Below are 26,369 nucleotides of genomic sequence, written 5' to 3'. Positions count from 1 at the left end.
TACAAAAACATGTTAGAGCTCATTAAGGAGTTAATCAGTTTTATTGTGCATATCGATGTGCATTTAGAAGAAATTATTCGTGATTTTGGCAATTGGAGTTATCTTATTTTATTTGCGATTGTTTTTGTAGAAACAGGCGTTGTTATTTTCCCATTCTTACCTGGTGATTCCTTGTTATTTGCAAGTGGAACATTAGCCGCTGCAATGGGCGCGTTTGATATGTGGATTTTAATCCCTGTATTTTTAGCAGCAGCTATTTTGGGAGATACGATGAACTATCATATTGGACATAAGGTAGGGACATCTATCCCACCAAAGAGCCTCCTTGGTAGAGTTGTAAAAAAAGAGCGGATGGAAGCAGCAGAAAAATTCTTTAATACACATGGTGGGAAAACGATCGTTATTGCACGTTTCATGCCATTTATTCGTACATTTATCCCGTTTGTGGCAGGTGCAAGTAAAATGAAATATAGTTATTTCTTATTCTTTAATATTTTTGGTGCCATTTTATGGGTATTCAGTTGTACATTATTAGGTTACTTCTTTGGAAATATTCCAATTATTAAAGATAACTTCTCAGTTGTACTTATTTTGATTATCTTTATATCAGTTGTGCCTGCAGTGATTGGAGCAATCAAAGCCAAAGTGGGTAAATAATAAGGACAGTCCTAAAGTGATGAATTATCACGGGACTGTCTTTTCTTTTAAATTGTCTAAAAAAGCCAATGAGACCATGCTAAGTTAGCTTGAAGTATAAGCATCAGGTCGTAAAAAATGTTATACTATAAATTACTAGAAAATGGAGAAATGGGGGCAACGAAATGGAAGTATTCATTGGCAGACAGCCTATATTTAATCTGCATGAGCAGGTCGTTGCATATGAATTGTTATATCGTAGCAAAAACGTAAATGCCTTTCCAATGGTTGATTCAGATGCAGCAACGATTGACGTACTTGTGAACTCATTTCTTTCAATTGGCTTTGAAGAGGTAACGAAAGGTAAGCCTGGTTTTGTTAATTTTACTGAAAACCTACTGATGAGCTCTATACATGAATTTTTAAATCCCTCACAGGTAGTGATTGAAATATTAGAGGATGTTCCACTTACCTCTCAGTTAGTGGAGCGTGTGATTGAGCTAAAAAAACATGGGTTTCAAATTGCTTTGGATGATTTTATGATGGATGATCAAGTGGAAGTTTATGATGAATTATTCGAACAAATTGATTATATTAAGGTAGATTTTTTAGCCTCTTCCATCGTAAAAAGAATGGAAATTGAAAATAAAGTAAAGGAGAAATTTCCACATATTCAATTGCTTGCTGAAAAGGTAGAGACGCGTCACCAATTTGAAGTCGCTAAATCCTCTGGCTATGTGTTATTTCAAGGTTATTTTTTTGAACAACCGCAAATAATACGAGCAACAGACATTCCAGCGAATGCGATTCAATATATTCACATTATCTCCTTACTGAAAGAGGAAGAACCGAATATTCAATTATTAGCTGAAAATATTGAACGTGATATTTCATTGACATACAAATTATTGCAAATGATTAATAACTCATCTAAACGCTCTAAATCGAAAGTGCGCTCCATCAAACAAGCGATTGTATTACTAGGCGTATCGAATTTACGAAAATGGATTTATTTATTGGCCATGCGTGAAATTGATATCGATGCCGATTCCGATCTGTTTAAAGAAGTGATGTGTACGTCTTTATTCCGAGCTAAGGTTTGTGAGAAACTAGCTAAGCTATCTTATAAAAAGAATTTCTCAGAATATTTTTTAGTCGGCATGTTTTCACTTATCGATACATTACTTCAAAGACCGATGAATGTTATTTTACAGCAACTACCATTCTCAGAGGATATTACGAATACCATTTTAGGCTTTGAAACGGAAATGTCCCCTTATTTGGAGTTTAGTATTGCGTTAAGCAAATTAGATTGGCCGCGATTAGAAGAGCTAGCTGTACAGTTGAATATTCAGTTAGTTGATATTGATCTTTTATATTATGAAGCCATCGAATGGGCAGAAAAATCATTTTAAACCAAATCAGCAAAAGCTATCTTATTGATTACAGTAAGATAGCTTATTTTATATCTTCCTCAATATAGTATCCCTTCATCAAGATGAAGTTCTCAAGGCTAAAAGTATTTGCTATAATCATCTCGTCTTTAAAAAATTCTGATAGTTGAAGTGGGCGTGGGGAAATGAAACATGATGTGAGAGATAGCATTGTGGAGTATGTGTATGTCATAGTAGGAGCGGCAATAATTGCTGTTGGTTTTAATGTCTTTTTATTACCAAATCAAGTCGCTTCAGGTGGGGTAAGTGGGATTAGTACGATTTTACATGGTTTATTTGGTTGGAATCCGGGAATTGTTCAATATGCATTTAACATTCCGCTTTTTATTGCTGGTGTGTTATTTCTGGGCAAAAAATTTGGGATAAAATCCTTTATTGGGACAATTACGTTACCGTTTATTGTCTTGTTAACGAATAGCTGGGAGCCTTGGACTGATAATCCTTTATTGGGTGCTCTTTTTGGCGGAATTGTTGTTGGCCTGGGGATAGGACTGGTCTTTAAGGGGAATGCTTCAACTGGTGGCACTGATTTACTAGCGCAAATCATTACGAAATATACAGGATTGTCGCTTGGAACAAGTGTGCTGTTAATAGATGGCGTTATCGCAATTAGTGCAGCAATTGTTTTCGACTTAGAAAAAGGTTTGTATGCTCTCATTGGACTTTATGTTACCACAAAAACGATTGATATTATTCAGCTAGGTTTCAGTCAATCTAAAATGGTCTATATCATTACATTGAAACAAGATGAGGTAAGGGAAGCCATATATGCTGAAATCAATCGTGGTGTAACGAAGTTACCAGCAATCGGTGGGTATACAGGAGAAGCACGACCAGTTCTGATGGTTGTTGTTTATCAAACAGAATTCACAAAGCTGAAACAACTCATTAAAAGCGTTGACCCATCAGCGTTTGTTATCGTTTCTGATGCTTATGAGGTATTAGGAGAAGGTTTCAAACGTGCATAAATTTGGTATAATGGCGGCGTAAGGTATTTATTATGAGGAGGGGTACTAATGAAAAAAGCAATGTTAACATTAGTGTTCGGATCAGCAATCTTCTTAGCTGCATGTGGTGGCGGAGATAAAACTGCAACTAATAATGAAAGTGCTACAGAGCCAGATGGCGAAGCGATTGCAATGAAATCTTGTGTTACTTGTCATGGTGGCGAGCTACAAGGTGCAAATGGTCCAGCATTAAATGATGTAGGTTCTCGTTTATCTGAATCAGAAATTTTAGATATTATTAATAATGGTAAAAACGGCATGCCTGCAGGATTAGTAAAAGGTGCAGATGCTGAGGCAGTTGCTAAGTGGTTAGCGGCTCAAAAATAATAGCTTTTAAAAAACTAGCGGGCTGGAGAGCCGCTAGTTTTTTTAGTGAAAGTAAACATTGTATTGAGAGTAAATACATTTCTTTTACACATAGACATGCTAAAATAAGGAGAACCTTATCCATTGATTGGAGGCTTTTTCATTGGTCGTAGTATTAACAAGAGATGTTATGGAGAAATTTAAGTTAGAGTTATTAGCTGGTGAAGAAGGAATAGGCAGGACAATTGTGACAAGTGATATTTCAAGACCAGGTCTTGAAATGGCAGGTTATTTTACCCATTATCCGGCAAATCGTGTACAATTGCTCGGCAAGACGGAACTTTCCTTTTTTGAAATGCTACCAGCAGATGTCAAGCTTGAGCGTATGCGTTTACTTTGTTCACAAGACACGCCTGCTATTATTATTTCTAGAGATTTAGAAGTACCAGAGGAGCTTATTCAGGCCTCAAACGAAAAGCATGTACCTGTGTTCAAAACACATATGACCACAACCAAATTTTCGAGTAGATTGACGAACTACTTAGAGGGACGCTTAGCTCCAATGACAGCAGCGCATGGTGTGCTTGTCGATGTGTATGGTATCGGTGTGCTTATTATTGGTAAAAGCGGTGTAGGTAAAAGTGAAACAGCACTTGAGCTTGTAAAAAAGGGTCATCGTTTAGTAGCTGATGATTGTGTTGAAATTCGTCAAGAATCAGAAAACCTATTAATTGGGAGCCCTCCTCCTCTTTTAGAGCATCTATTGGAAATACGAGGAATCGGCATTATTGACATCATGACACTCTTTGGTGCAAGTGCAGTACGTCCCTATAAACGGATTACCCTCATCATTGAACTAGAAATATGGGATCCACAAAAAGTTTATGATCGATTAGGCTTAGAAGAAGAAAAAATGAAGATAATTGATACGGAACTAACAAAATTAACAATTCCGGTAAGACCAGGACGCAATGTCTCCGTTATTATCGAAGTGGCAGCAATGAATTATCGTTTAAAGAAAATGGGCGTCAATGCAGCAGAGGAATTTTCAAGACGTTTAGATGAAGTGATTACATCTAATGATGTGTTAGATGATTAAAAAGTTACAAACAACATTGTTCATGACATATTGAGAGGAGTAGAAGATGGATTTATTACTATTACAGATTGACCCGATCGCCTTTCATTTAGGCCCCATTCCAGTTCGTTGGTACGGATTGCTAATCGTGTCGGGAATCATTTTAGCCTATATTGTTGGACAAAGAGAGACTGTTAAGCGTGGTTTGCCTGAAGATTTTCTTGCAGATTTATTATTATGGGCAGTTCCTATATCCATCATCTGTGCACGTATTTACTATGTGTCAATGCGATGGGATTACTATAGCGAAAATCCAGGAAAAATCATTGAGATATGGAATGGTGGTATTGCCATTCACGGAGCACTCATCGGGGCATTTGTCACAGCTTACATATTTACTCGTATAAAAAATGTAAGCTTTTTACGAGTAGCAGATATTGCAGCACCTAGTATTTTAATCGGGCAGATTATTGGGCGATGGGGCAACTTTATGAACCAAGAGGCTTATGGTGGTGAGGTATCGAAAGCATTTTTAGAAAACCTAATGCTACCAGATTGGATTATTAATCAAATGTATATCGAAGAATTAGGTTCTTATGTACATCCCACTTTTTTATATGAATCGGTTTGGAACCTGATTGGGCTTATCATTTTATTAGCTTTGCGCAAAGTGAACTTACATCGTGGTGAAATTTTCTTTAGCTATTTAATATGGTATTCTATCGGTCGCTTCTATATCGAAGGGATGCGTACAGATAGCCTCTACTTAGTTGGAGATTTACGTTCAGCACAGGTTGTCTCCATTATTGGTATTGTAGTTGGTCTAGGTGCAATTATTTATCGTAGAATAAAAGTGAAACCAGCCGTGAAATACTTGGATAATAAATAAGGGGTTGTAAAAGATGGCTGTAAAGGCACTACTATTTGATTTTGATGGAACTTTACTGAATACCAATGATTTAATCATTCAAACATTTATGCATGTATTAAATGAGCGATTTCCCGGGCAATATTCGCCAAAAGATTGCCTGAAATTCATTGGTCCATCATTGAAACAGACATTTAATGACATTGCACCAGGTGAAGAAGAAGCTTTGATAGAAATGTATCGCGCTTGGAATATTGAGCACCATGATGAACTAGTCAGCCAATACCCTGATGTTGTGTCAACACTAGAGCAATTAAAAGCTCAAGGTATACGATTGGCTATTGTTTCGACGAAACGTAATGAGACCATTGATCGTGGACTTGCTATTCTTGGGGCAACGCATCTATTTGATGTGCGTATTGGTACAGATGATGTGAACAATGTGAAGCCTGATCCAGAGCCAGTATTACTTGCTTTGGAACGATTAGGAATAGAAAAAGAATACGCCATTATGATTGGTGATAATTCGCATGATATTGAAGCAGGACATCGTGCTGGTGTAAGAGCAGCTGGTGTTGCTTGGGCAATTAAAGGTGAGGCGTACTTACAGCAGTATCAACCAGAATATATGTTACAGCATATGTCAGATTTATTTGATATTGTGAAAGAGGGGTAGGATAGATGGCGCGTAAAACAGAACGTTACCGTGTCGAAGGAGCCAATTCACTTTGGAATATATATGATACGGTGTCCTTTTGGAAGGTGATGAAGTGTTTCATTGTCATTCAGATTGGACGCTTCACACCACTTTTACGTGTGAAAAACTGGCTTTATCGTACATTTTTAAACATGACAATTGGTAAGCAAACGTCTTTAGCCTTAATGGTCATGCCAGATACCATGTTTCCAGAACGAATTTTCATTGGAAACAATACCGTAATTGGATTTAATACAACCATTTTAGCGCATGAATATTTAATAGAGGAATATCGCTTAGGTGATGTTCATATTGGAAATGAAGTAATGATAGGGGCAAATTCAACCATTTTACCAGGTGTAACAATTGGAGATGGTGCCATTGTTTCAGCTGCCACTCTTGTACATAAGGATGTACCAGCAGGTTGTTTAGCAGGGGGCAATCCGATGCGAATTATTTATACTGCTGAACAAATGACAGAGCGCAAACGCAATGAGACTGTAGAGTGGTGTACACCAAAAAAATAATAGAAACTCACGCAGTATGGGTATATACTTCGTGAGTTCTTTTTGCGCTGGCTCCACTAAAACCAAAAGTGTCTACTTTTTTCCAAAAATCATTAGTTTTTTTTCAATGGAGTAGCTTTTCACTGAACACCTTTTTATTTGAAAACCTGCAAGAACACTTTTGCTACTTGACTCCCGTCGATACACGGAGCGGTAGCGGAGGAAGCGGCTCGGCGCTCGCCCACAGGAAAGCAAGTAGCCTGCAACGGAAATTCATTTTCACTTTTCACAAAAATTCTATTGATTGTTTTGTTTTTCAACACTATGAACTCACGTAGTATAGGTATATACTTCGTGAGTTTTTTGCATAAAAAAGCTACTCCAAAAATCATTAGTTTTTGGAGTAGCTTTTACTGTTTATGCAAGAGCTGCGTCATAGTCTGACTTGAATTCACAAGTGTCGTGATCACCTAAGCAAGTAGTTTCAACAAAGGTTGATTTAATTGCAGTCCCATCAATGTCTTCAGTTGTATGAAGTGTTACTTTGTCACCAGGATAAAACTCGCCTTTACAAATACTAACGATCATTTGCTCACTAAGTTGTACGAATGGACATGCCATAATAAATCCCTCCAATGTGTAGTGTATATGGTTCTTTTTGTTATTAATGCTATTCTATATTAAGTTTTTTAAAATGTAAAAAGAAAAATAGAATGAGAGTAATAATCAATCAGGATATTGATAGTAAAGTATTCTTGATGATAATGAGATTGATAATCATTTTAAGTGAGAGATGAAAAATAATTATTCTGAGATAATTTATGGATTTCTATATTGAGAATAGTCTATTGATAAATCTTTATTTTTACCAATGATTTGTTAAGAGAGAATCATTATCAATTTTTTAGCGAATACTTTAAGTGATTAATAATTGATTTGTCACATTTTAGACACATTCTCATTCTCAGTAAAATATTTTGTCAAATTATAAGAGAAATGAGTCATGCTTTTTATGTAATTCTTTTCTACTTAATGTGTATAATTAACAGAATAATAAGTATTTAAAGATTTTGATAATTAATAAGGATAGCGTTGACTGTTTAATTGAAATAAGTTAAAATTCTTTCATAATCTAATTCTCTAATACTCTAGTGAATTAAAGTGAAATGTAAGGAAGTGTCCATATGTCGTCAATAAAAATGTTTGAAAAACCACTTGGAATGCGCGATACATTTCCGCAAATCTATGAGAAAGTTGAAGCTGTTAGACATGCTGGCAGAGACTTTTTATATAAAAGGGGTTATGAGTTTATTAAAACGCCTGCTGTGGAGTATTTCGATACAGTGGGAAAGGCTTCGGCTATTGCTGATGCTCATTTATTTAAGCTAGTAGATAGCCAAGGAAACACGTTAGTGCTACGACCTGATATGACTACACCAATTGCTCGAGTAGCTACATCAAAATTATTGAAAGAAATGATTCCTCTACGTCTTGCCTATTTCGCGAGCGTTTTTCGAGCTCAGGAAGCAGAGGGTGGAAGACCAGCAGAGTTTGATCAAATGGGGATTGAGTTAATAGGTGATCAATCCGTATTTGCCGATGCAGAAGTTATTGTAACGGCAATGGAGCTATTAAAGCATTTTAAATTAGAAGAGTTTAAAATCACGATTGGACATGCTGGCATACTAAATTGCATTTTACAAGATTACACAGAGAGTATCGAACAGCAAACAATTCTTAGAACATTGCTTGTCCAACGAAATTATGTAGGGTTTGAAGAAGCGGTGGAGTCTTTTGACCTGCCAAAAGCAAAATCTGATGCCCTCTTACAATTTATTGAAGAAGCCATGAATGTTAAAGATATCCGAGATATTGAAAAATATGTCCGTAAAAATGATGCATTAGAATACATGCAACAGCTTGCTCAACTATTGGAAATGGCTGACTTAGCTGATTATATAGCATTTGATTTCACACTTTCGAGTCATATGAGTTATTACACAGGCATGCTTTTTGAAGTATTTGCTGTAGGAAGTGGCTTTTTATTAGGAAATGGAGGCCGTTATGATGGCCTGTTAGAGGTATTTGGTTCGAAAGTTGGTGCTACAGGGTTTAGTATTCGAGTAGATCGTTTATTAGAAACTTTAAATGGGCAAACAGAGAAACGACAGGAAGCAACCGTTGTACTTTTTGAGGAAGAACAATTTGAGGCGGCTTTACTAAAGGTTAAAACATTACGAGCAACAGGAAAATTAGCTACTTTACAGTTACGTAGTAGTCTAGTCGATGAAGCGGCCTTTTTAGCATACTTTACAGAAGTGGTGGTAGTTGGACAGGAGGAAGTTGGCGGTGAATGAATTGACGATTGCAATGCCCAAAGGACGAATCTTTGAAGAGGCATATCAAATGTTGTTAGAGGCAGGCTTTAATTTACCAGAAGAAGTAGAGATGTCACGTAAATTAATGATTGAAATACCCGAGGAAAAAATTCGCTTTATTTTATCAAAGCCAATGGATGTTCCTGTCTATGTTGAACATGGTGTAGCTGATATTGGTATTGCTGGGAAGGATGTTTTGTTAGAGCAACAGCGAGAGGTGCATGAATTACTTGATTTGAAAATTAGTAATTGCTATATCGCTTCTGCAGGCTTACCAAACACTTCAATGAATGAGATTGCACCTAGAATTGCTACTAAATATCCGAATATTGCAATGAAGTACTACAAAGGCATTGGAGAGCAAGTGGAAATAATCGAGCTTAACGGTTCTATTGAATTAGCACCAATGATTGGCTTAGCTGATCGAATTGTCGATATTGTTTCTACGGGTCGTACATTAAAAGAAAATGGCTTAGTAGAATATGAATTTATTACCGCTGTCTCTTCCCGACTAATTGCAAACCCAGTAAGTTATCGTATGAAAGGTGAGCGTATTATTGACCTCGTGAAGCGATTAAAGAAATGTGTGAATGAGCAGAAAAAGTAATCATTTTTAGCTACATAGACTAAAGGGGATTCATCCTATGAAAATAACAAAGCTTGAAAAAGGCATTTCCTTAAAAAGACCACTTGAAGGGGGAAATGAGGAACAGATAAAAGTTGTGCGACAGGTGCTATCAGATGTTAAGGCACAGGGTGATGCAGCATTACGTACCTATACTGAGAGATGGGATGGCTATGTACCTGAGAGCTTCCGTGTCTCTGAAGAAGAAATACAGGAAGCAGTAAATGCACTTGATCAACAACTCTATAAGGACTTAGCGGAAGCTGCGGAAAATATCCGTTTTTATCATGAACAACAAATACGTTCAGGTTATCGATTAGAACTGGGAGATGGTTCTTGGCTAGGTCAACGGGTGACAGCCTTAGATGCAGTAGGACTATACGTTCCGGGTGGCACAGCAGCCTACCCTTCATCTGTATTGATGAATGTGATACCAGCACAGGTTGCAGGGGTGAAACGTATTGTTATTACTTCCCCTGCAGGGCAGAATGGGAAGCTACCAGCAGGTGTCCTTGTGGCGGCTCACCTTTTAGGGATTGATGAAATTTATAAAGTTGGTGGAGCACAAGCCATTGCAGCTCTTGCCTATGGCACAGAAACAATTTCGCCAGTCGATAAAATTACAGGTCCAGGAAATATTTTTGTGGCACTTGCCAAACGTGAGGTATTTGGAGAAGTAGCGATCGATATGATTGCGGGACCAAGTGAAATTGCTGTGCTGGCTGATGATTCAGCCTATCCTGATGAGATCGCTGCAGATCTTTTATCACAGGCAGAGCATGATCCGCTAGCCTGCGCCATCCTTGTCACAACCTCAGAGTCATTAGCCAAAAAAGTAGCTGAGGAAGTAGAGAAGCAATTGCTGAACCTACCACGTCAAGAAGTAGCTCGTGCTTCCATAGAAAATTTTGGGGTAATTTATGTAGCTGAAACGTTGTCAGATGCAGTGGAGGCCATTAATTCATTGGCACCTGAGCATTTAGAAATTGTGACAGAAAATGCAGAGGGGCTAGCTGAGCAAATAAGACATGCTGGCGGTATTTTTATAGGTCGGTATAGTTCTGAGCCAGTTGGTGATTATTTTGCAGGGACGAATCATGTGTTACCAACCAATAGTACGGCTCGTTTTGCAAGTGGCTTAAATGTCGATGATTTTGTGAAAAAATCAAGTATTGTTTACTATAGTGAAAAAACATGGAAAGACAATGCACCAAAAATTGCACGTCTAGCGCGTATGGAAGGCTTAGAGGGCCATGCCCGTGCAGTGGAATCACGTGGATGGGAGAAGGAATAGGACGATGACAGAAAAGAAACGATATGCAAAGATAGAGCGCACAACAAATGAAACGCAAATTTCAGTAGCAATTGATTTAGATGGAGAGGGAAAGGCAGATATCCAAACAGGCGTGGGGTTTATGGACCATATGCTTGACTTATTTATCAAGCATGGACTATTTAATGGCACAATACATGCAAATGGTGATACCTATATTGATGATCACCATACAACAGAGGATCTTGGTATTGTCTTAGGACAAGCTGTTCGAGAAGCACTTGGTGATAAGAAAGGCATAAAACGCTATGGTAACGCCTTTGTACCGATGGATGACGCACTCGCTCAGGTGGTGGTAGATTGCTCGAATCGCCCTCATCTAGAGTACCGTGTGCCAACATTAAAAGAAAAAGTAGGAACGTTTGATACAGAATTAGTGCATGAATTTTTATGGAAATTTGCCCTTGAGGCACGAATGAATGTTCACGTAATTGTACCCTATGGACAAAATACACATCACATTATTGAGGCGATTTTCAAAGCATTAGCACGTGCGATTGATGCGGCAGTGGAAATTGACCCACGTGTGAAAGGCGTACCATCGACTAAGGGGCTGTTAACGTGAAAATAGGTGTCATTGATTATGGTATGGGCAATTTATTTAGTGTGGAACAGGCATTAAAACGTCTAGGCTGTGAAGTTATTGTAACGGCTGATGAGAAGGTGTTAGATACAACAGATGCCCTATTGTTACCAGGGGTGGGCGCATTCCCTGATGCTAGAAAGCGTTTAGCAGAAACAAAATTAGATCAATATTTACACAAGGCACAAAGCGAAAACCGTCCTCTTTTGGGAATTTGTCTAGGCATGCAATTATTGTTTGAGCAAAGTGATGAAGTAACCTCAACAAAAGGGCTAGGTTTTTTCAAGGGGTGCATTAAACGCTTTAGTGGTATCCAGGAAGGCCAAGCATACCGAGTGCCACATATGGGTTGGAATGAGCTGATTGTGACAAATCGTCCTGCCTGGTTAAATAATGAAGTATCAGCGAAGCATGTCTATTTTGTTCACTCATTTTATGCAGCAGATATAGAAGAATCAGAGCTTGTTGCCTATGCGGATTACTACGGCATTAAAGTACCTGGTATTGTGACAAATGGTTCCGTGACTGGCATGCAATTCCACCCTGAAAAATCAGGAGAATTAGGTGTTTATTTATTAGAGCAATGGCTGAAAGGTGTGAAGGCATGCTAACAAAACGTATTATCCCATGTCTTGATGTGAAAGAAGGTCGTGTTGTAAAAGGTATACAATTTGTCTCTATCCGAGATGCAGGAGATCCAGTGGAGCTTGCGAAGTTCTATGATGAACAAGGAGCAGATGAGCTTGTATTTTTAGATATTTCTGCTTCACATGAAGGTCGAGAAACGATGGTAGACGTTGTTCGTCAAACAGCGGCTACGCTTGCCATCCCCTTTACTGTTGGCGGAGGCATTCGTACATTGGATGATATGAAGCGTATATTACGTGCAGGTGCTGATAAAGTTTCCGTGAACACGTCTGCGTTGGAGCGGCCCGCTCTTATTCAGGAAGGCTCAGATTTTTTTGGTGCACAATGTATCGTTGTTGCAATAGATGCTCGCTATAGTGAAGAAGATGGCACATGGATGGTTTATACACATGGTGGACGCAACAAAACAACTTGGTCAGCCATTGAGTGGGCAAAAGAGGCTGTACGGTTAGGAGCTGGTGAGATTTTATTAACAAGCATGAATCAAGATGGAGAAAAATCTGGCTTTGATTTAGCCTTAACTAAAGCAGTACGTGATGCTGTGACAGTCCCTGTGATTGCTAGTGGTGGAGCGGGACATGCCGAACATTTTTACGAAGTATTAGCACAAGAGGTAGATGCAGATGCTGCACTAGCAGCCTCCATCTTCCATTACAAAGAAACAAGTGTAGCGCAAGTAAAAGAATACTTACGTGAAAAAGGAGTGGCAGTAAGATGATAGAGAACATTCAATTTGATGAGAGAGGTCTTGTTGCAGCTGTAGTACAAGATGCCAATACAAAAGAGGTATTAACAGTAGCTTATATGAATAAAGAGTCATTAGCTAAAACCATTGAATCAGGGGAAACTTGGTTTTACTCTCGTTCCCGTCAAGAGCTTTGGCATAAGGGTGCAACAAGTGGTCATACACAAAAAGTAGTGTCAATCAAAGCAGATTGTGATCAAGATGCGTTAGTAGTGGAGGTTCTACCGACGGGGCCAGCATGTCATAATGGTACAATTTCTTGCTTCAATGAGGTTATGCAGCAAAAAGAGAAGGTCGGCTCTGTGGACATCGTTTCTAAACTTGCTCGTGTCATTGAAAAGCGAGAGCAAGAAATGCCAGAAGGAGCTTACACTACATATTTATTTGATAAGGGCATCGATAAAATCTGTAAAAAGGTTGGAGAAGAAGCAACAGAGGTAGTCATTGGTGCTAAAAACCGAGATGCAGAGGAAGTAAAATGGGAGGCAGCTGATTTAATTTATCATCTCCTAGTACTATTACAAGAACAAAAAGTAAGCATTTATGATGTTCTACATGTGTTGGAAAAACGTCACGAGGAGAAATAACAGCATATTATTGATTGTGTGGTATAATAGGGATTACTGTGTAAAGGAACGTAAAATACGTTCCTTATTTCTTGTTTCGGAGGAAATATATTGGAAAAGAAACGTCAAAATGAGACTCAATCGAATATAGTGTCGTTCATTCCAACAGGCGACTATTATTATAAGAAATCAATTCAAGCAATGAACAGTGGACAAATGAATAAAGCCTATAAATATTTACAGCGTGCGGTAGATTTAAGTCCCGACGATCCAATGATTATCTTGCAGTTAGCCATAGTAGAGTTAGAAGGTCAACGTTTTGAGGAAGCGTATGATCTGCTTCGTCGTGCCTATCAACTTGATCCAGATAATCCAGAAATCATATTTTATATGGCAGAAGTATCAGGATGTGTGGGCATCATGCATGATGCTAAACGCTTTGCAGAAGAATATTTAAAGCTAGAACCTGAGGGTGCTTATGCTGATGAAGCAGCAGAAATATTAGAGTTTGTCGCTTTTGAGCAAGATGATTTTGAAGAGCTTGAAGGATCTGGTGAGGATTTATATCGTCAGGAACAAGCTCGTCGTTGTATGGAAAAGGGAGATTTTCCAGAAGCTATTACTATTTTAGAAGATTTAATTGAAGATCGACCAGCATTTTGGTCAGCCTATAATAATCTAGCACTCGCTTATTTTTATGTTGGAGAAGAAGAGCAAGCTAAGGCGCTCTTGCATACAGTGCTACGTGAAAATAAGGGCAATCTACACGCATTATGCAATTTAACGGTGATTGCGTATTATGAAAAAAATGAAGAGGATTTACAAGAACTGTTAAATGTCCTTGTTAAAATTCAACCCTATACATGGGAGCATCGTTATAAACTTGGTGCGACATTAGCCTTAATCGGACAGTATGAATTAGCCTATAAATGGTTGCGCAGTATGCAAAAGAGAGGCTATTTAGGAGATGCAGGATTTTACTTTTGGTTGTCACATGCTGCCTATTTCTCAGGTCATGAGGAAATTTCGAAAAGTGCGTGGGATCAGCTTCTAGAGCTAGACCCAGACAAAGAGGGCTTCGAACCTTGGCGCCAACAAGAAAATGAATTTGGACTTGATGCGTTGGAGCACGACCGTGATTTTATTGTTGAAAAATTAGAGAGCACGTATACAAGTGAGCGCATTTTTGGTTTGTTTTTACTGAAAGGTACAGCGCATAAGCAAGAAATTATCGCCCATCCGAAATGGATTGATATTGAACAATTAGGCTCTTTTGAGAAATTGTTTTTGGCTTATGCACTTGGACATGAATTTGATAAGAAAAACAAAGTAGAAGCAAGCTTTTTACGGGCAGTACAGGTCTCAGAAATTTTATTAGAACAATATGGAAAGCTATCATCATTAATTGTCCCGATGTTTCAAATGTGGTTTGTGCTATGTGAACAAGCTTTAGTAGAAAATTATCGTTTTACAAATCCAACAGCAATTGCAGGAGCAAATGATTATTTATTCAGATCTTCACAAATGCTCAAAGTGACAAAAAAGGAAATTGCACAGCAATATGGAGTATCGGTATCTACTTTAACGAAGTATATTGACGAAATCTTAACGTTTTTGCCAAACAGTCATAATTAATGTGTGAGCAACATAGTTGAATAACTTTATACTTTCACATACGATGAACATACTAACGCTATCACCAATTTTTCCTTAGCGTCATTGATCTTCTTCTATAGATGACGTTACACTTATTGGTTGAATGAAGATAAAAAGTATTCTGTTTAGGGGGAAGTATTTATGTCGGAAGAAAAAATTTATGATGTAGTAATTATTGGTGCAGGTCCTGCCGGGATGACTGCTGCTGTCTATACATCTCGTGCGAATTTGTCAACATTAATGATTGAACGTGGTATCCCTGGTGGACAAATGGCAAACACAGAAGAAGTAGAAAACTACCCAGGTTTTGAGACAATTTTAGGACCAGAGCTTTCTACAAAAATGTTTGAGCATGCTAAAAAATTTGGTGCTGAATATGCCTATGGTGATGTAACGGAAATCATCGATGGAGAAGAATATAAAACAATTAAATCAGGTGCAAAAGAATATAAAACACGTGCCATTATTATTACAACTGGTGCTGAGTATAAAAAAATGGGCGTGCCTGGTGAAAAAGAACTTGGTGGCCGTGGTGTCAGCTACTGTGCAGTATGTGACGGTGCATTCTTTAAACAAAAAAATCTAGTTGTCGTAGGTGGCGGAGATTCGGCTGTTGAAGAGGGTGTCTATTTAACTCGCTTTGCTGATAAAGTGACAATTGTCCACCGTCGCGATAAATTACGTGCACAAAAAATTCTACAGGATCGTGCCTTTGCCAATGAAAAAATTGATTTCATTTGGAATGCAACTGTAAAAGAAATCAATGAAGCAAATGGTAAAGTTGGCAGTGTAACGCTACAATCAACTGTCGATGGTACGGAATCTGAATTTGCAACAGATGGCGTCTTTGTCTATATTGGTATGTTACCTTTAACTAAACCATTTGAGTCATTAGGCATCTTAAATGATGCTGGCTATATTTTGACAAACGACACGATGGAAACAAAAATCCCAGGTATCTTTGCAGCTGGAGATGTTCGTGAAAAATCACTTCGTCAAATTGTAACAGCAACTGGTGACGGTAGTATTGCCGCGCAAGCTGTTCAACATTATGTAGAAGAGTTATTAGAGAAAATTAATGCCTAACATGGCTATTTTAAGGTAAAAAATACAATTTTAATGTGGTTTTAATATTGCTGTAACTTGTATGACATATAAAAGGTGTATCATTAAAAATGTAATTAGCAATCCCCCTTTTATTTTGTTTAGTAGGTTGTTTCCGCCTCCATTAGGTGGGAGCAACCTACTTTTTTATGTGTAAAAAATCAAATAATCCTATCAGGGAAAATGTAAATTTCGCCCAAGATAAAATGGTTATCTTTGAATAAAACTAAATTGTTAATTGTCTGCGTACAAGAGTTGTAAATGAGGACAAATCTTACAAGGTCTTGTTATAATGAAGAGTAGAATGCAAAAGTGATTAGAGGTGTGCCTATGCAAAGAATTGCAAATTTAATTGCCGTAAAAGACGGTAAAGTATTATTACTTCAGAAACCAAGACGAGGCTGGTATGTAGCGCCAGGAGGGAAAATGGAGAGCGGCGAGTCAATCTTTGAGGCTGCTTTACGTGAGTTTCAAGAAGAGACAAATGTTACACCTTTACATGTTCATTTAAAGGGTGTTTATACGATGGTCATTAAAGAAAACAATGATGTAGTGGATGAATGGATGCTCTATACATTTGTTGCAAAGGATGTAGAAGGTATACCATTCGAAGAAACAAGAGAAGGCAAGCTTGCATGGCACCCAGTAGAGGATTTAGCACATTTGCCAATGGCTGAAGGAGATCGAACTAATTTACAATTTGCTGTTTCGCAATCAGGCATTCAGTATGGCACGTTTGACTATACAACGAATTTTGAATTACTTCATCAGAAAATACAAATTTCAAAAGAACAATAAAGGAGTTGCATGACAGTGGTGGTTGAAGGCCAACAAAGTACACATGAATTGGTTATTATTACAGGAATGTCTGGGGCTGGGAAAACTGTAGCTATTCAAAGCTTTGAGGATTTAGGGTATTACTGTATTGATAATTTACCACCTGCGTTACTTACAACTTTTTTAACTTTACTGAGAGATTCTGGTAAAAACAGTACCCGAATTGCGGCAGTAATGGATATGCGCGGAGGCGACTTTTTTGATGCTCTAATTGGCGCATTGGACCATATACTAAAAGAAGGCGATATTGTTGCTCGTATTTTATTTTTAGATGCAGATGATGCCACATTAGTCAGACGTTATAAAGAAACAAGACGTGCCCATCCATTAGCAGTGAACGGTTTACCTCTAGATGGAATTAAACAGGAACGAGTACTTTTATCTGAAGTAAAGGGCCGTGCTAATTTTGTTTATAACACATCTAATATGAAACCAAAGCAATTGCGTGAAAAAATTGTCAAAGAATTTGCGAGTGAGGCAGATACTATTTTTACCGTTAACATTATGTCCTTTGGCTTTAAACATGGTATGCCGATTGATGCGGACTTAGTGTTTGATGTTCGTTTTCTTAAAAACCCATATTATGTGGAGGAGCTACGTCCAAAAACGGGTCTTCAAACAGAGGTATCTTCTTATGTTTTAGCTTTGGAAGACACGCAAATCCTCATACAAAAACTAACGGATTTATTAGACTTTATGATTCCTCTCTATCGACAAGAGGGCAAATCACAGCTTGTTATTGCTTTTGGTTGTACTGGGGGCCAGCATCGCTCCGTGACATTAGCAGAATTTTTTGGGGCATATTTTGCGGGCAAGGAAAATACGGTTATTACGCATCGTGATATTAATCGTAGAAAGGAATGAGTGAATGGGGAAAAAGCAAACAAAGCTTGTGGTAATTGGTGGTGGCACAGGGCTCTCCACGTTACTTCGCGGGCTGAAGCACCACCCATTTGATATTACTGCTATTGTGACAGTAGCAGATGATGGCGGTTCTTCAGGGCGTTTACGTGATGATTATGATATTCCACCACCTGGGGATGTACGCAATGTAATTGCAGCATTATCAGATATTGAGCCCCTTGTAGAGCAAATGTTTCAATATCGTTTTTCAGCATCTGAAGATTTACGAGGTCATTCCTTAGGGAATTTAATGCTTACGGCACTCACTGACATTACTGGAGATTTCAGTCATGCTATTAGTGAGATGGGAAAGGTTTTAAAAGTTCATGGTCGAGTAATACCAGCTGCTAATAAAAAAATCGCCTTACATGCTGTGCTTGAGGACGGTTCAATTATTGAGGGCGAATCAAAAATCCCGACAGCGACAAAACGCATTAATCGCGTTTTTTTAGTACCTGAAAATGTGCAACCGTTACCAGAAGCTATTCGTGCTATACTTCGTGCCGACTATATTTTAATAGGACCAGGAAGCTTGTATACAAGCATTATTCCGAATTTGCTTGTTAAGGAGATAGGAGAAGCAGTTGTTAAGGCTAAAGGAAGAAAAATATATGTTTGTAATTTAATGACACAAAAGGGTGAAACCATTTCTTATACAGCAGGCGATCATGTAACAGCTATACATAAGCATGTTGGCCATGACTTTATCGATTCCATTTTAGTAAATGATGAAGAACTCCCTAACCCTGTAAAAGAACTGTATAAAGAAGAAAGAGCGGAACCAGTGACATTTGACGTAGCAAAGCTTGAAAGCATGGGATTAGAAGTTATTAAACGAGACATTGCTACAATTCGTCCAGATGGCACGGTTCGGCATAATGCTGCGAATGTTGCAGAATGGCTGGTAGATTATGCTGATATTTACCATCAAAAAGTAAGAGGACCAATAATAGAAACATAATGGCTTTATTGTATATGGTAAGATGAACATATACATAGAAATCAGGATTGAAAGGGGGGCGTGATATGTCTTTTGCTTCTGAAACAAAAAAAGAGTTAACACAAATAGAAGCGGACAATCATTGTATGAAAGCAGAAGTTTCTGCCCTAATTCGTATGAATGGTTCATTATCCTTTGCAAATAAACAACTAAGCTTAGACGTGCAAACCGAAAACGCTGCAATTGCCAGAAGACTATATACGATTATGAAAAAATTGTATCCGTACAATGTGGAATTACTGGTTCGTAAGAAAATGCGACTGAAAAAAAATAATGTGTATATATGCCGTGTAAGAGAAGGTGCGCGTGAGCTGTTAATTGATTTAGAAATCATCTCAGACGACTTTCAATTTAACCATACGATCTCAAGAAAGCTCATTCAAAAGAGTGGCCAAAAAAGAGCTTATTTAAGAGGTGCATTTTTAGCAGGAGGTTCTGTCAATAATCCAGAAACATCAGCTTATCATTTAGAGGTGTATTCTTTATATAAAGAGCATGGTGAAGCATTAATGGATTTGATGAATGAATTTGAACTCAATGCCAAAACAATCGAACGTAAAAAAGGTTTTGTGACTTACTTAAAGGAAGCAGAAAAAATTTCGGATTTCCTTAATATTGTTGGTGCACATCAGGCTATGATGAAATTTGAAGATGTTCGCATATTGCGAGACATGCGCAATAGTGTCAACCGTATTGTAAACTGTGAAACAGCCAACCTAAATAAAACCATTGGTGCAGCATTACGGCAGGTAGAGAATATTCGATTTATTGAAAATTCAATTGGTCTTGATCAACTACCAGAGAAGCTTCGTGAAATAGCACGTCTCCGTGTAGAATACCAAGATGTGACATTAAAAGAGCTTGGTGAAATGGTATCTAGTGGAACGGTTAGTAAATCAGGTGTCAACCATCGATTGAGAAAAATTGATGAGATTGCTGATGCATTAAGGCGCGGTGAAAAAATAGGTGGTTAAGTTATCATACTTTTCAGGTATGAATGTCATGCTAATCGCTTATTGTTCTTTTGCTAGTAAGTGAGGTAAGATAAAACTAATAGATGAACGGTAGTGAAGGGGAGTTTTGAGAATGATTGAGAGAAGAGTCCAGGTTAAATTAAAATTAGGACTACAAGCTAGACAAGCAGCACTATTTGTGCAGGAAGCAAATCGTTTTAGTGCTGATATCTTTCTAGAAAAAGATGAGAAAAAAGTAAATGCCAAATCCATTATGGGTGTCATGAGCTTAGCTGTTGCTAAAGGTACTGAAGTTACTTTAAGTAGTGAAGGTAACGATGCTGAGCAAGCGGTTACAGCATTGGCAACAATTATTGAAAATGAAGATTAACATTCATTGAACACAAAAGGCATCACAGAGAAAATCTGTGATGCCTTTTATTTTTTATTTATTATCGCTACGATGCATAATGTGGTCAATTAAGCCATATTCTTTTGCACGTTCAGCAGTCATGAAGTTATCACGATCTGTGTCTCTTGCAATGACTTCAAGTGGTTGACCTGTGCGTTCAGATAAAATGCCATTTAGTTTTTCACGTAAGAATAAAATACGTTTAGCAGCAATTTCAATTTCTGTCGCTTGACCTTGTGCACCACCTAGTGGTTGGTGAATCATCACTTCAGCATTTGGTAGAGCAAAACGTTTACCAGGTTCACCAGCTGCAAGTAGGAAAGCACCCATTGATGCAGCCATCCCAATACAAATTGTTTGTACCTGTGGTTTAATAATTTGCATTGTGTCATAAATAGCCATACCAGCCGTAATGGATCCGCCAGGTGAGTTAATGTAAAGTGAGATATCTTTATCTGGATCTTCTGCTTGTAGGAAAAGAAGCTGAGCGACAATGGAGTTAGCAACATTGTCATCAATGGCACTTCCTAAAAGGATAATACGGTCTTTAAGTAGACGTGAATAAATGTCATATGCACGCTCACCACGACTTGTTTGTTCAATAACTGTAGGAATTAAATTCATGTTAAATCCTCCTTAAAAAGCTAAATTCGAATACCTTTACTGAAAATTTCCTTTGTATTTCAGCTGTATCCTTATCATACACATTATAGTCAGGGAAGGTCAAATATTAACCCTGCTAAAGTGAAATTAAAAAAATAAATTGTTTTTGCATTCTATGGTTGAATTATATAGGATGGGCTTGTATAATAATTAAGGTTATAAGTTTAAAGTACAGGACACTATTTTGCAGGTATGCTTCAAATGAGGGTTATCTACATCATGCTTTTCGTAAGCCTAGAGTGAGTACTTTTTTTTTGTGTCTTTTGCCCTCGTGGTGTAATGGATAACACGTAAGATTCCGGTTCTTGCACTGGGGGTTCGATTCCCTCCGAGGGCGCCATTTTACTGATGAATTGATATACTGTAATAGCTCATCTCCTAATAAGTAGTTTAGCAGCCTGCTTACTGGAGATCGAGAGGAAGAATAAAGTGAATACTGTCCTAGTTGGCATTATTCCCCTATTTATTCCTTTCAAACCTTCAAAAAAGCAATAACTCCAAATTATTTTTTAGTGAACATACTGTACGTGAGACTAGCAATAGTCGAAAAAAAAGAATCCTATCTGAGGGGATTCTTTTTTTTTGCCTAAATTTATCGAAATTTGGCATGGTTCTCATTGTATATATATTAGTTTTAGGTTTAATTTCTTGTGATTTATACATGTTTTTTCAAATTATATGAATTAATTATAAATTTATATGAAAAAATATTTAGTTTTATGCGAAAAGTTGTTGTCTAAATACTATATTGTTAATATAATTGACCTAATAGTCTAACATTTCCGAATTGCGAAAAATAATACGTATTTTGGAAAATTATCGAACTAGGGGGAAATACAATGAAAAAAACAGGTTGGATGTTACTGATGATTATCGCAGCTTTAACATTAGCACTTGCAGGATGTGGTACAAAAGATGATGCTTCTTCTGGTAGTACACCTTCAGAAGACGGCGGAGATGGCAAGAAAGTATACAAAGTTGGTACTGAGGCCACTTTTGCACCATTTGAATCTGTTGACGATTCAGGGAAAATTGTAGGGATTGATGTCGATATTTTACAAGCTATTGCAGATGAAATGGACTTTGAAGTTGAGTGGAATAATATTGGGTGGGAACCAGTTTTCCAAACAATTAAAAATGGTGAAACAAATATCGGAGCTTCAGGAATCACAATTACTGAAGAGCGTAAAGAATCATTTGATTTCACTGAACCATACTATGAGTCTCAATTATTAATTGTTGTGAAAGAAGATTCAAAAATCAAATCTCTTGATGAATTAAAAGATAAAAAAGTATCAGTACAAATTAATGCTACTGGTCATATGGCGGCGAAAAAGCTACAAGGGGAAGCAAGTACAAATATTATGGCATTTGAAAGTCAGCCAATCGCGATTCAAGAGATGCTAAATGGTAATGTTGATGCAGCTATCGGAGATAATGCGGTAGTTTATGAATATATGAAAGCTCATCCAGATCAAAAACTAAAAGTAATTGAAGATGACGCATTCGATAAAGAATACTATGGCTTCATGGTTCAAAAAGGGAATAAAGAATTGTTAGATAAATTAAATGAAGGTCTTAAAAAGATTAAAGAAAACGGTAAATTAAAAGAAATTACGGGCACTGATTTTGAGTAACAAATGAATGACATGATGCTACTAACATAGTAATTGTGCTAGCGGCTCATTTATTATTCGTAATTTAAAGGGGAATGGGGTTTTCGGATGGACATCTTTGACTTACGCTGGGACATTGTCTGGAACTACCGAGATATGTTTATACGAGGTATTGGCGTAACACTTATTTTGACACTTAGTGGTTATTTTGGCGGTATTCTATTAGGGCTATTTTTAGGTCTTGGAAAATTATCGAGTAAAAAATGGATTTATTGGCCATCTAAACTATATATCGATTTATTCCGTGGAACACCGATGCTTGTACAAATCTTGTTAATTCACTTAGCAGTTATTCCAACAATTTTTGGTCATTCTTTAGGTTATATGGTATCGGGGATTACAGCGCTTATTTTAAACTGCGCTGCTTACAATGCAGAAATTTTCCGTGCAGGGATTCAAAGTATTGCAAAAGGGCAAATGGAGGCTGCACGCTCTCTTGGGTTAACACATAACCAAGCGATGCGTAAGGTCATTTTACCTCAAGCATTTAGACGTATGATCCCACCATTAGGGAATGAATTCATCGCATTATTAAAAGATTCTTCACTCGTAACAGTTATTGCCGCACCAGATATTTTATATGCTAGTAAGGTAGTAGCTGGTGCAAGCTTCCGCTTCTGGGAACCGTATATCGTTGCAGCATTATTGTATTTAGTTTTAACATATGGTGTAACGAAAGTTGTAGCATTTATCGAGAAACGATTTAGCAATAGTTATGTCCCTCGTAAAGCTAAGGTAGAAGGGCGGGAAGCAAGATGATAAAAATTGAAAACCTACACAAGTACTTTGGTAAGCTTGAAGTATTAAAAGGAATCGATTATGAAATTCAAGAAAAACAAGTTGTCTGTGTCATTGGGCCATCTGGATCAGGAAAAAGTACATTTCTACGATGCATTAATATGTTAGAAGAAGTAACAGATGGTGCTATTTATATTGAAAATGTAAAGATTAATGATCCTAAAACGAATATCAATGAAATACGTGCAGAAGTGGGCATGGTGTTTCAACAATTTAACTTATTCCCGCATATGACTGTTATCGATAATGTCACGATGGCACCTATGCAAATTCGTAAAATGAGTCGTGCAAACGCAGAAGAACTAGGACATGAGCTATTAAAAAAAGTTGGACTCGATAGCAAGGCCTATAATTATCCTGAGCAGTTATCGGGTGGTCAACAGCAGCGTGTGGCAATTGCTCGTGCCTTAGCTATGAAGCCAAAAGCTATTTTATTTGACGAGCCAACTTCAGCACTTGACCCTGAAATGGTAAAAGAGGTGCTAGATGTTATGAAAAATCTAGCGGCTGAAGGGATGACAATGGTGGTTGTGACGCATGAAATGGGCTTTGCTCGTGAAGTAGGCGATCGAGTAGTCTTTATGGATGGAGGCTATATCGTAGAAGAAGGTTCTCCAGAGGAACTATTCGGCAATCCACAAAGCGATCGAACAAAGGCGTTTTTAGGAAAAGTATTATAAAGCTGAAAAAGCGAACGACGTGCTCGTTCGCTTTTTTGTGCTAAAAAAAGCAGTCCATGATGAGTATTCACCATGGACTGTTCATATTTAATGAAGGGGATTAGATGTTGTGTCGTATGCATTTAGCATCGTTTGCATATCCTGTTGGGAGTACTGAGGCACCTGATAATAGCCATGTTTATTTTGATAAATGGATAATTCGTATCCCATTTCAATGCAGTTAGGAATACTATCTGCAACAACGCGACGAACAACAGGGTTTGTTGTCTCCAACGCAGCGGTTGTCATACATTTTGCTGCCCCTTTTTGAGCACCAAGTAAGAATCCAGAAATGGCTTCATCATTTATTTCATTAGCATTTTGCATTGGCTTTTTCGGTTGACCAGGATTTAAGCCATATTTGAAGTCATTTCCTGTTTCCATTTGGTAACGTCCTGTTGGAACAGATGGATCGTGCCCTGTTTTAAAGGACTCTACGATTGTATTGTACATACCTAGAGTGAAATTATATTGACGATCCAAAATGTTGAGTAGTTCAGGGTCTTTTACATGGGGACGCAAAATAATGGCTTGGTTCATACCTGCAATAATTTCGCCAATTGTTTCATGCATGTCCATCATTTCATGGCCACCATGATTTAGGCTATGCTGTTGGTTGAAATTTGTTTGATTTGATGATTCGTTGTAAAACGATTGTGACAAAAAAAACGCCTCCTCAATAATTTTTTGTTGCAGTATTTAGTATGTCGAGTCAATTCAATTTCATACGGTATAAATGTAAAGGTAAAAATGTAGACTAATGATAGAAGGAAAAGCAAGTCAAGGAGGCTTAAAATTGAAAAAGTTGCTTGGACCAATTGGAATAATTGTCATTATTCTTGTTGTAATCGCCTTATTATTCATACCTAAATATAATAGCCTGGTGACAGCCGAGGAAAATGTTGATTCTAAATGGGCACAAGTTGAAAATCAGCTCCAACGTCGCTATGATTTGATTCCCAATCTGGTGGAATCTGTGAAAGGCTATGCCAATCATGAGCAAGAGGTGATAACGAGTATTACGGAGGCGCGTGCCCAAATGGGGAGTGCAAGCTCACCAGAGGAGCAAGCTGTCGCCAATGATGCATTAACGGGCGCTCTTAGTCGTTTACTAGTCGTTGTGGAAAATTATCCAAACTTAAAAGCAGATGCAAACTTCCGTCAGTTAATGGATGAGCTAGCAGGTACTGAAAATCGCCTGGCGGTAGCACGTGAGGATTACAATAATGAGGTGCAGCAATTCAATAAACATGTTAAACGTTTTCCTGGTAATTTGATGGCAGGGATGTTTGGCTTCGAACAAAAAGAATACTTTAAAGCCGCAGCAGGAGCTGACAAAGCACCATCTATCAACTTTAGTCAATCAGGTACACATTAATGAAGCGTTGCATTGTACAGATGATCATCGTTTGTTCGGTGCTTCTTTTTTTCTCGGATATAACGAAAGCAGCTATGCCGTCACCCATGAAAAATACGTATATACATGACTTTGCCAATGTAATTTCAGCGAATGTCAAAGAAGAGTTAAATCATTATTCAGAGCAATTGGATCAAGGCACAGGTGCTGAAATCATGGTAGTCACAGTTGATAGTCTTCATGGACAAGAGCCAAAGATGTATGCAACAAAATTGATTCGGTCATGGGGCATAGGTGATAAGGAGAAAAATAACGGTGTCTTGATTTTAACTACTTTTGGTCAAGGGGAAGGGAATAACGACGTTGTAATCGCTGTGGGCCAGGGCTTAGAAGGAGCATTACCAGATGGTAAATTAGGACGCATTTTAGATAATGCCTTTTATCCTTCGGCAAGTACGGGTAATTTAGATCAAGCATTCCAAGCGACCTATACTGAAGTTTTTCGAGCTGTTGCCCAAGAGTATAATTGGAGCGGTGAATTACCAGCACATACAACCGAAGGGGAAGACATGCCCACTTGGTTAATAATCTTAATCATTATCGTTGTCATTATTATTTATTCGTTCTTTTCGAAAGGCGGCGGAGGTCCTCGCAGTGGAGGCTATGGAGGCTATCCAGGTGGCTTTGGTGGAGGACGTTCAAGTAGAGGTGGCTTTGGCGGATTTGGTGGAGGAACTTCCGCCGGCGGAGGAGCAAGCCGGAAATTTTAATAGGGGTAGTGGCGAACTAATTTGTTTAGTTCGCTTTCATTATGAATCAATTAAATTCTCTCAATTATTGACAATAATGCTAGAATTGTTA

The 26,369-nt window shown here is 37.9% G+C and carries 30 protein-coding genes and 1 tRNA gene; 28 read left to right on the top strand and 3 right to left on the bottom strand.

Annotated elements, in window-relative coordinates:
- The first annotated feature begins 9 nt into the window (after nucleotides 1-9).
- The 8 genes from MHB65_RS20420 (at nucleotide 10) to MHB65_RS20385 (ending at nucleotide 6,573) form a co-directional block, all read left to right on the top strand.
- Complete coding sequence (locus MHB65_RS20420) at nucleotides 10-657, top strand: VTT domain-containing protein (RefSeq protein WP_205445461.1); 648 nt, start codon at nucleotides 10-12, stop codon at nucleotides 655-657.
- 164 nt (nucleotides 658-821) lie between these two features.
- Nucleotides 822-2,051 (top strand): HDOD domain-containing protein, encoded by a 1,230-nt coding sequence (locus MHB65_RS20415; RefSeq protein WP_205445460.1) that lies wholly within the window; start codon nucleotides 822-824, stop codon nucleotides 2,049-2,051.
- A gap of 164 nt (nucleotides 2,052-2,215) precedes the next feature.
- Nucleotides 2,216-3,058 (top strand): YitT family protein, encoded by an 843-nt coding sequence (locus MHB65_RS20410; protein WP_205445458.1) that lies wholly within the window; start codon nucleotides 2,216-2,218, stop codon nucleotides 3,056-3,058.
- A 48-nt stretch (nucleotides 3,059-3,106) separates the two neighbouring features.
- The gene (gene cccB / locus MHB65_RS20405) at nucleotides 3,107-3,424 is read left to right on the top strand and encodes a cytochrome c551 (RefSeq protein WP_205445457.1); all 318 of its coding nucleotides are present in this window, start codon (nucleotides 3,107-3,109) and stop codon (nucleotides 3,422-3,424) included.
- A gap of 142 nt (nucleotides 3,425-3,566) precedes the next feature.
- Nucleotides 3,567-4,502, top strand: coding sequence for an HPr(Ser) kinase/phosphatase (hprK, locus tag MHB65_RS20400; RefSeq protein ID WP_131521124.1), 936 nt, complete (start codon nucleotides 3,567-3,569; stop codon nucleotides 4,500-4,502).
- Between the two features lie 46 nt (nucleotides 4,503-4,548).
- On the top strand, nucleotides 4,549-5,370 hold the full coding sequence (gene lgt, locus MHB65_RS20395; protein ID WP_205445455.1) for a prolipoprotein diacylglyceryl transferase: 822 nt from the start codon (nucleotides 4,549-4,551) through the stop codon (nucleotides 5,368-5,370).
- A gap of 13 nt (nucleotides 5,371-5,383) precedes the next feature.
- Nucleotides 5,384-6,025 carry a pyrophosphatase PpaX gene (gene ppaX, locus MHB65_RS20390; protein ID WP_342441542.1) on the top strand — a complete coding sequence of 214 codons (642 nt, stop codon included), beginning with the start codon at nucleotides 5,384-5,386 and terminating at the stop codon, nucleotides 6,023-6,025.
- 5 nt (nucleotides 6,026-6,030) lie between these two features.
- Nucleotides 6,031-6,573: an acyltransferase gene (locus tag MHB65_RS20385; RefSeq protein WP_342441541.1), complete on the top strand. Its 543-nt coding sequence runs from the start codon at nucleotides 6,031-6,033 to the stop codon at nucleotides 6,571-6,573.
- Between the two features lie 396 nt (nucleotides 6,574-6,969).
- Here the strand turns inward: MHB65_RS20385 and MHB65_RS20380 are convergent, their stop codons facing one another.
- The gene (locus tag MHB65_RS20380) at nucleotides 6,970-7,173 is read right to left on the bottom strand and encodes a hypothetical protein (protein ID WP_054549571.1); all 204 of its coding nucleotides are present in this window, start codon (nucleotides 7,171-7,173) and stop codon (nucleotides 6,970-6,972) included.
- A 563-nt stretch (nucleotides 7,174-7,736) separates the two neighbouring features.
- Here MHB65_RS20380 and MHB65_RS20375 point away from each other — a divergent pair.
- The 14 genes from MHB65_RS20375 (at nucleotide 7,737) to MHB65_RS20310 (ending at nucleotide 20,274) form a co-directional block, all read left to right on the top strand.
- A complete protein-coding gene (locus MHB65_RS20375; RefSeq protein ID WP_342441540.1) occupies nucleotides 7,737-8,909 on the top strand; it encodes an ATP phosphoribosyltransferase regulatory subunit in 1,173 nt (390 codons plus the stop codon).
- A complete protein-coding gene (gene hisG, locus MHB65_RS20370; RefSeq protein WP_205445447.1) occupies nucleotides 8,902-9,537 on the top strand; it encodes an ATP phosphoribosyltransferase in 636 nt (211 codons plus the stop codon). Before MHB65_RS20375 ends, hisG begins: the two co-directional genes overlap by 8 nt.
- A gap of 37 nt (nucleotides 9,538-9,574) precedes the next feature.
- Entirely contained in the window at nucleotides 9,575-10,849 is a 1,275-nt protein-coding gene (gene hisD / locus MHB65_RS20365; RefSeq protein ID WP_205445445.1) for a histidinol dehydrogenase, read from the top strand.
- Between the two features lie 4 nt (nucleotides 10,850-10,853).
- Nucleotides 10,854-11,453: an imidazoleglycerol-phosphate dehydratase HisB gene (gene hisB / locus MHB65_RS20360; RefSeq protein ID WP_342441539.1), complete on the top strand. Its 600-nt coding sequence runs from the start codon at nucleotides 10,854-10,856 to the stop codon at nucleotides 11,451-11,453.
- Nucleotides 11,450-12,082, top strand: a complete 633-nt coding sequence (gene hisH, locus MHB65_RS20355; RefSeq protein WP_342441538.1) for an imidazole glycerol phosphate synthase subunit HisH — start codon at nucleotides 11,450-11,452, stop codon at nucleotides 12,080-12,082. The genes hisB and hisH overlap by 4 nt, the downstream gene beginning before the upstream one ends.
- Nucleotides 12,076-12,837, top strand: coding sequence for an imidazole glycerol phosphate synthase subunit HisF (gene hisF, locus MHB65_RS20350; protein WP_342441537.1), 762 nt, complete (start codon nucleotides 12,076-12,078; stop codon nucleotides 12,835-12,837). Before hisH ends, hisF begins: the two co-directional genes overlap by 7 nt.
- Complete coding sequence (gene hisIE, locus MHB65_RS20345) at nucleotides 12,834-13,451, top strand: bifunctional phosphoribosyl-AMP cyclohydrolase/phosphoribosyl-ATP diphosphatase HisIE (protein ID WP_342441536.1); 618 nt, start codon at nucleotides 12,834-12,836, stop codon at nucleotides 13,449-13,451. Before hisF ends, hisIE begins: the two co-directional genes overlap by 4 nt.
- A 90-nt stretch (nucleotides 13,452-13,541) precedes the next feature.
- Nucleotides 13,542-15,065, top strand: coding sequence for a tetratricopeptide repeat protein (locus MHB65_RS20340; RefSeq protein ID WP_342441535.1), 1,524 nt, complete (start codon nucleotides 13,542-13,544; stop codon nucleotides 15,063-15,065).
- 162 nt (nucleotides 15,066-15,227) lie between these two features.
- Nucleotides 15,228-16,172 (top strand): thioredoxin-disulfide reductase, encoded by a 945-nt coding sequence (gene trxB / locus MHB65_RS20335; protein WP_036078816.1) that lies wholly within the window; start codon nucleotides 15,228-15,230, stop codon nucleotides 16,170-16,172.
- A gap of 348 nt (nucleotides 16,173-16,520) precedes the next feature.
- Nucleotides 16,521-16,988 carry an 8-oxo-dGTP diphosphatase gene (locus MHB65_RS20330; protein WP_342441534.1) on the top strand — a complete coding sequence of 156 codons (468 nt, stop codon included), beginning with the start codon at nucleotides 16,521-16,523 and terminating at the stop codon, nucleotides 16,986-16,988.
- Between the two features lie 9 nt (nucleotides 16,989-16,997).
- Nucleotides 16,998-17,891, top strand: a complete 894-nt coding sequence (gene rapZ / locus MHB65_RS20325; RefSeq protein WP_054549566.1) for an RNase adapter RapZ — start codon at nucleotides 16,998-17,000, stop codon at nucleotides 17,889-17,891.
- A 4-nt stretch (nucleotides 17,892-17,895) separates the two neighbouring features.
- Nucleotides 17,896-18,891, top strand: coding sequence for a YvcK family protein (locus MHB65_RS20320; RefSeq protein WP_205445432.1), 996 nt, complete (start codon nucleotides 17,896-17,898; stop codon nucleotides 18,889-18,891).
- Between the two features lie 65 nt (nucleotides 18,892-18,956).
- Complete coding sequence (gene whiA / locus MHB65_RS20315; RefSeq protein ID WP_004228019.1) at nucleotides 18,957-19,904, top strand: DNA-binding protein WhiA; 948 nt, start codon at nucleotides 18,957-18,959, stop codon at nucleotides 19,902-19,904.
- Between the two features lie 112 nt (nucleotides 19,905-20,016).
- Nucleotides 20,017-20,274 carry an HPr family phosphocarrier protein gene (locus MHB65_RS20310; protein WP_004228023.1) on the top strand — a complete coding sequence of 86 codons (258 nt, stop codon included), beginning with the start codon at nucleotides 20,017-20,019 and terminating at the stop codon, nucleotides 20,272-20,274.
- 54 nt (nucleotides 20,275-20,328) lie between these two features.
- Here MHB65_RS20310 and clpP read toward each other — a convergent pair whose 3' ends face one another.
- Complete coding sequence (clpP, locus tag MHB65_RS20305; RefSeq protein WP_004228025.1) at nucleotides 20,329-20,919, bottom strand: ATP-dependent Clp endopeptidase proteolytic subunit ClpP; 591 nt, start codon at nucleotides 20,917-20,919, stop codon at nucleotides 20,329-20,331.
- Nucleotides 20,920-21,223: 304 nt separating this feature from the next.
- Here clpP and MHB65_RS20300 point away from each other — a divergent pair.
- The 4 genes from MHB65_RS20300 to MHB65_RS20285 all read left to right on the top strand — a co-directional run bounded on the left by MHB65_RS20300 (nucleotide 21,224) and on the right by MHB65_RS20285 (nucleotide 24,112).
- Nucleotides 21,224-21,298, top strand: a tRNA-Arg gene (locus tag MHB65_RS20300).
- Nucleotides 21,299-21,797: 499 nt separating this feature from the next.
- Nucleotides 21,798-22,595: a basic amino acid ABC transporter substrate-binding protein gene (locus MHB65_RS20295; protein ID WP_205445430.1), complete on the top strand. Its 798-nt coding sequence runs from the start codon at nucleotides 21,798-21,800 to the stop codon at nucleotides 22,593-22,595.
- Between the two features lie 87 nt (nucleotides 22,596-22,682).
- Entirely contained in the window at nucleotides 22,683-23,393 is a 711-nt protein-coding gene (locus MHB65_RS20290; RefSeq protein ID WP_205445428.1) for an amino acid ABC transporter permease, read from the top strand.
- Nucleotides 23,390-24,112, top strand: a complete 723-nt coding sequence (locus MHB65_RS20285) for an amino acid ABC transporter ATP-binding protein (protein ID WP_205445427.1) — start codon at nucleotides 23,390-23,392, stop codon at nucleotides 24,110-24,112. The genes MHB65_RS20290 and MHB65_RS20285 overlap by 4 nt, the downstream gene beginning before the upstream one ends.
- Before the next feature lie 87 nt (nucleotides 24,113-24,199).
- Here the strand turns inward: MHB65_RS20285 and MHB65_RS20280 are convergent, their stop codons facing one another.
- Nucleotides 24,200-24,814 carry a spore coat protein gene (locus MHB65_RS20280; RefSeq protein WP_205445425.1) on the bottom strand — a complete coding sequence of 205 codons (615 nt, stop codon included), beginning with the start codon at nucleotides 24,812-24,814 and terminating at the stop codon, nucleotides 24,200-24,202.
- 133 nt (nucleotides 24,815-24,947) lie between these two features.
- On the opposite strand from MHB65_RS20280, the gene MHB65_RS20275 reads away from it, so the two are divergent.
- On the top strand, nucleotides 24,948-25,529 hold the full coding sequence (locus tag MHB65_RS20275; RefSeq protein ID WP_342441533.1) for a LemA family protein: 582 nt from the start codon (nucleotides 24,948-24,950) through the stop codon (nucleotides 25,527-25,529).
- Entirely contained in the window at nucleotides 25,529-26,278 is a 750-nt protein-coding gene (locus MHB65_RS20270; RefSeq protein WP_342441532.1) for a TPM domain-containing protein, read from the top strand. Before MHB65_RS20275 ends, MHB65_RS20270 begins: the two co-directional genes overlap by 1 nt.
- Nucleotides 26,279-26,369 lie beyond the last annotated feature (91 nt).

The sequence above is a fragment of the Lysinibacillus sp. FSL K6-0075 genome, assembly GCF_038592945.1.
GTDB lineage: Bacteria > Bacillota > Bacilli > Bacillales_A > Planococcaceae > Lysinibacillus > Lysinibacillus fusiformis_F.
This window is presented reverse-complemented; position numbering and strand designations above follow the sequence as displayed.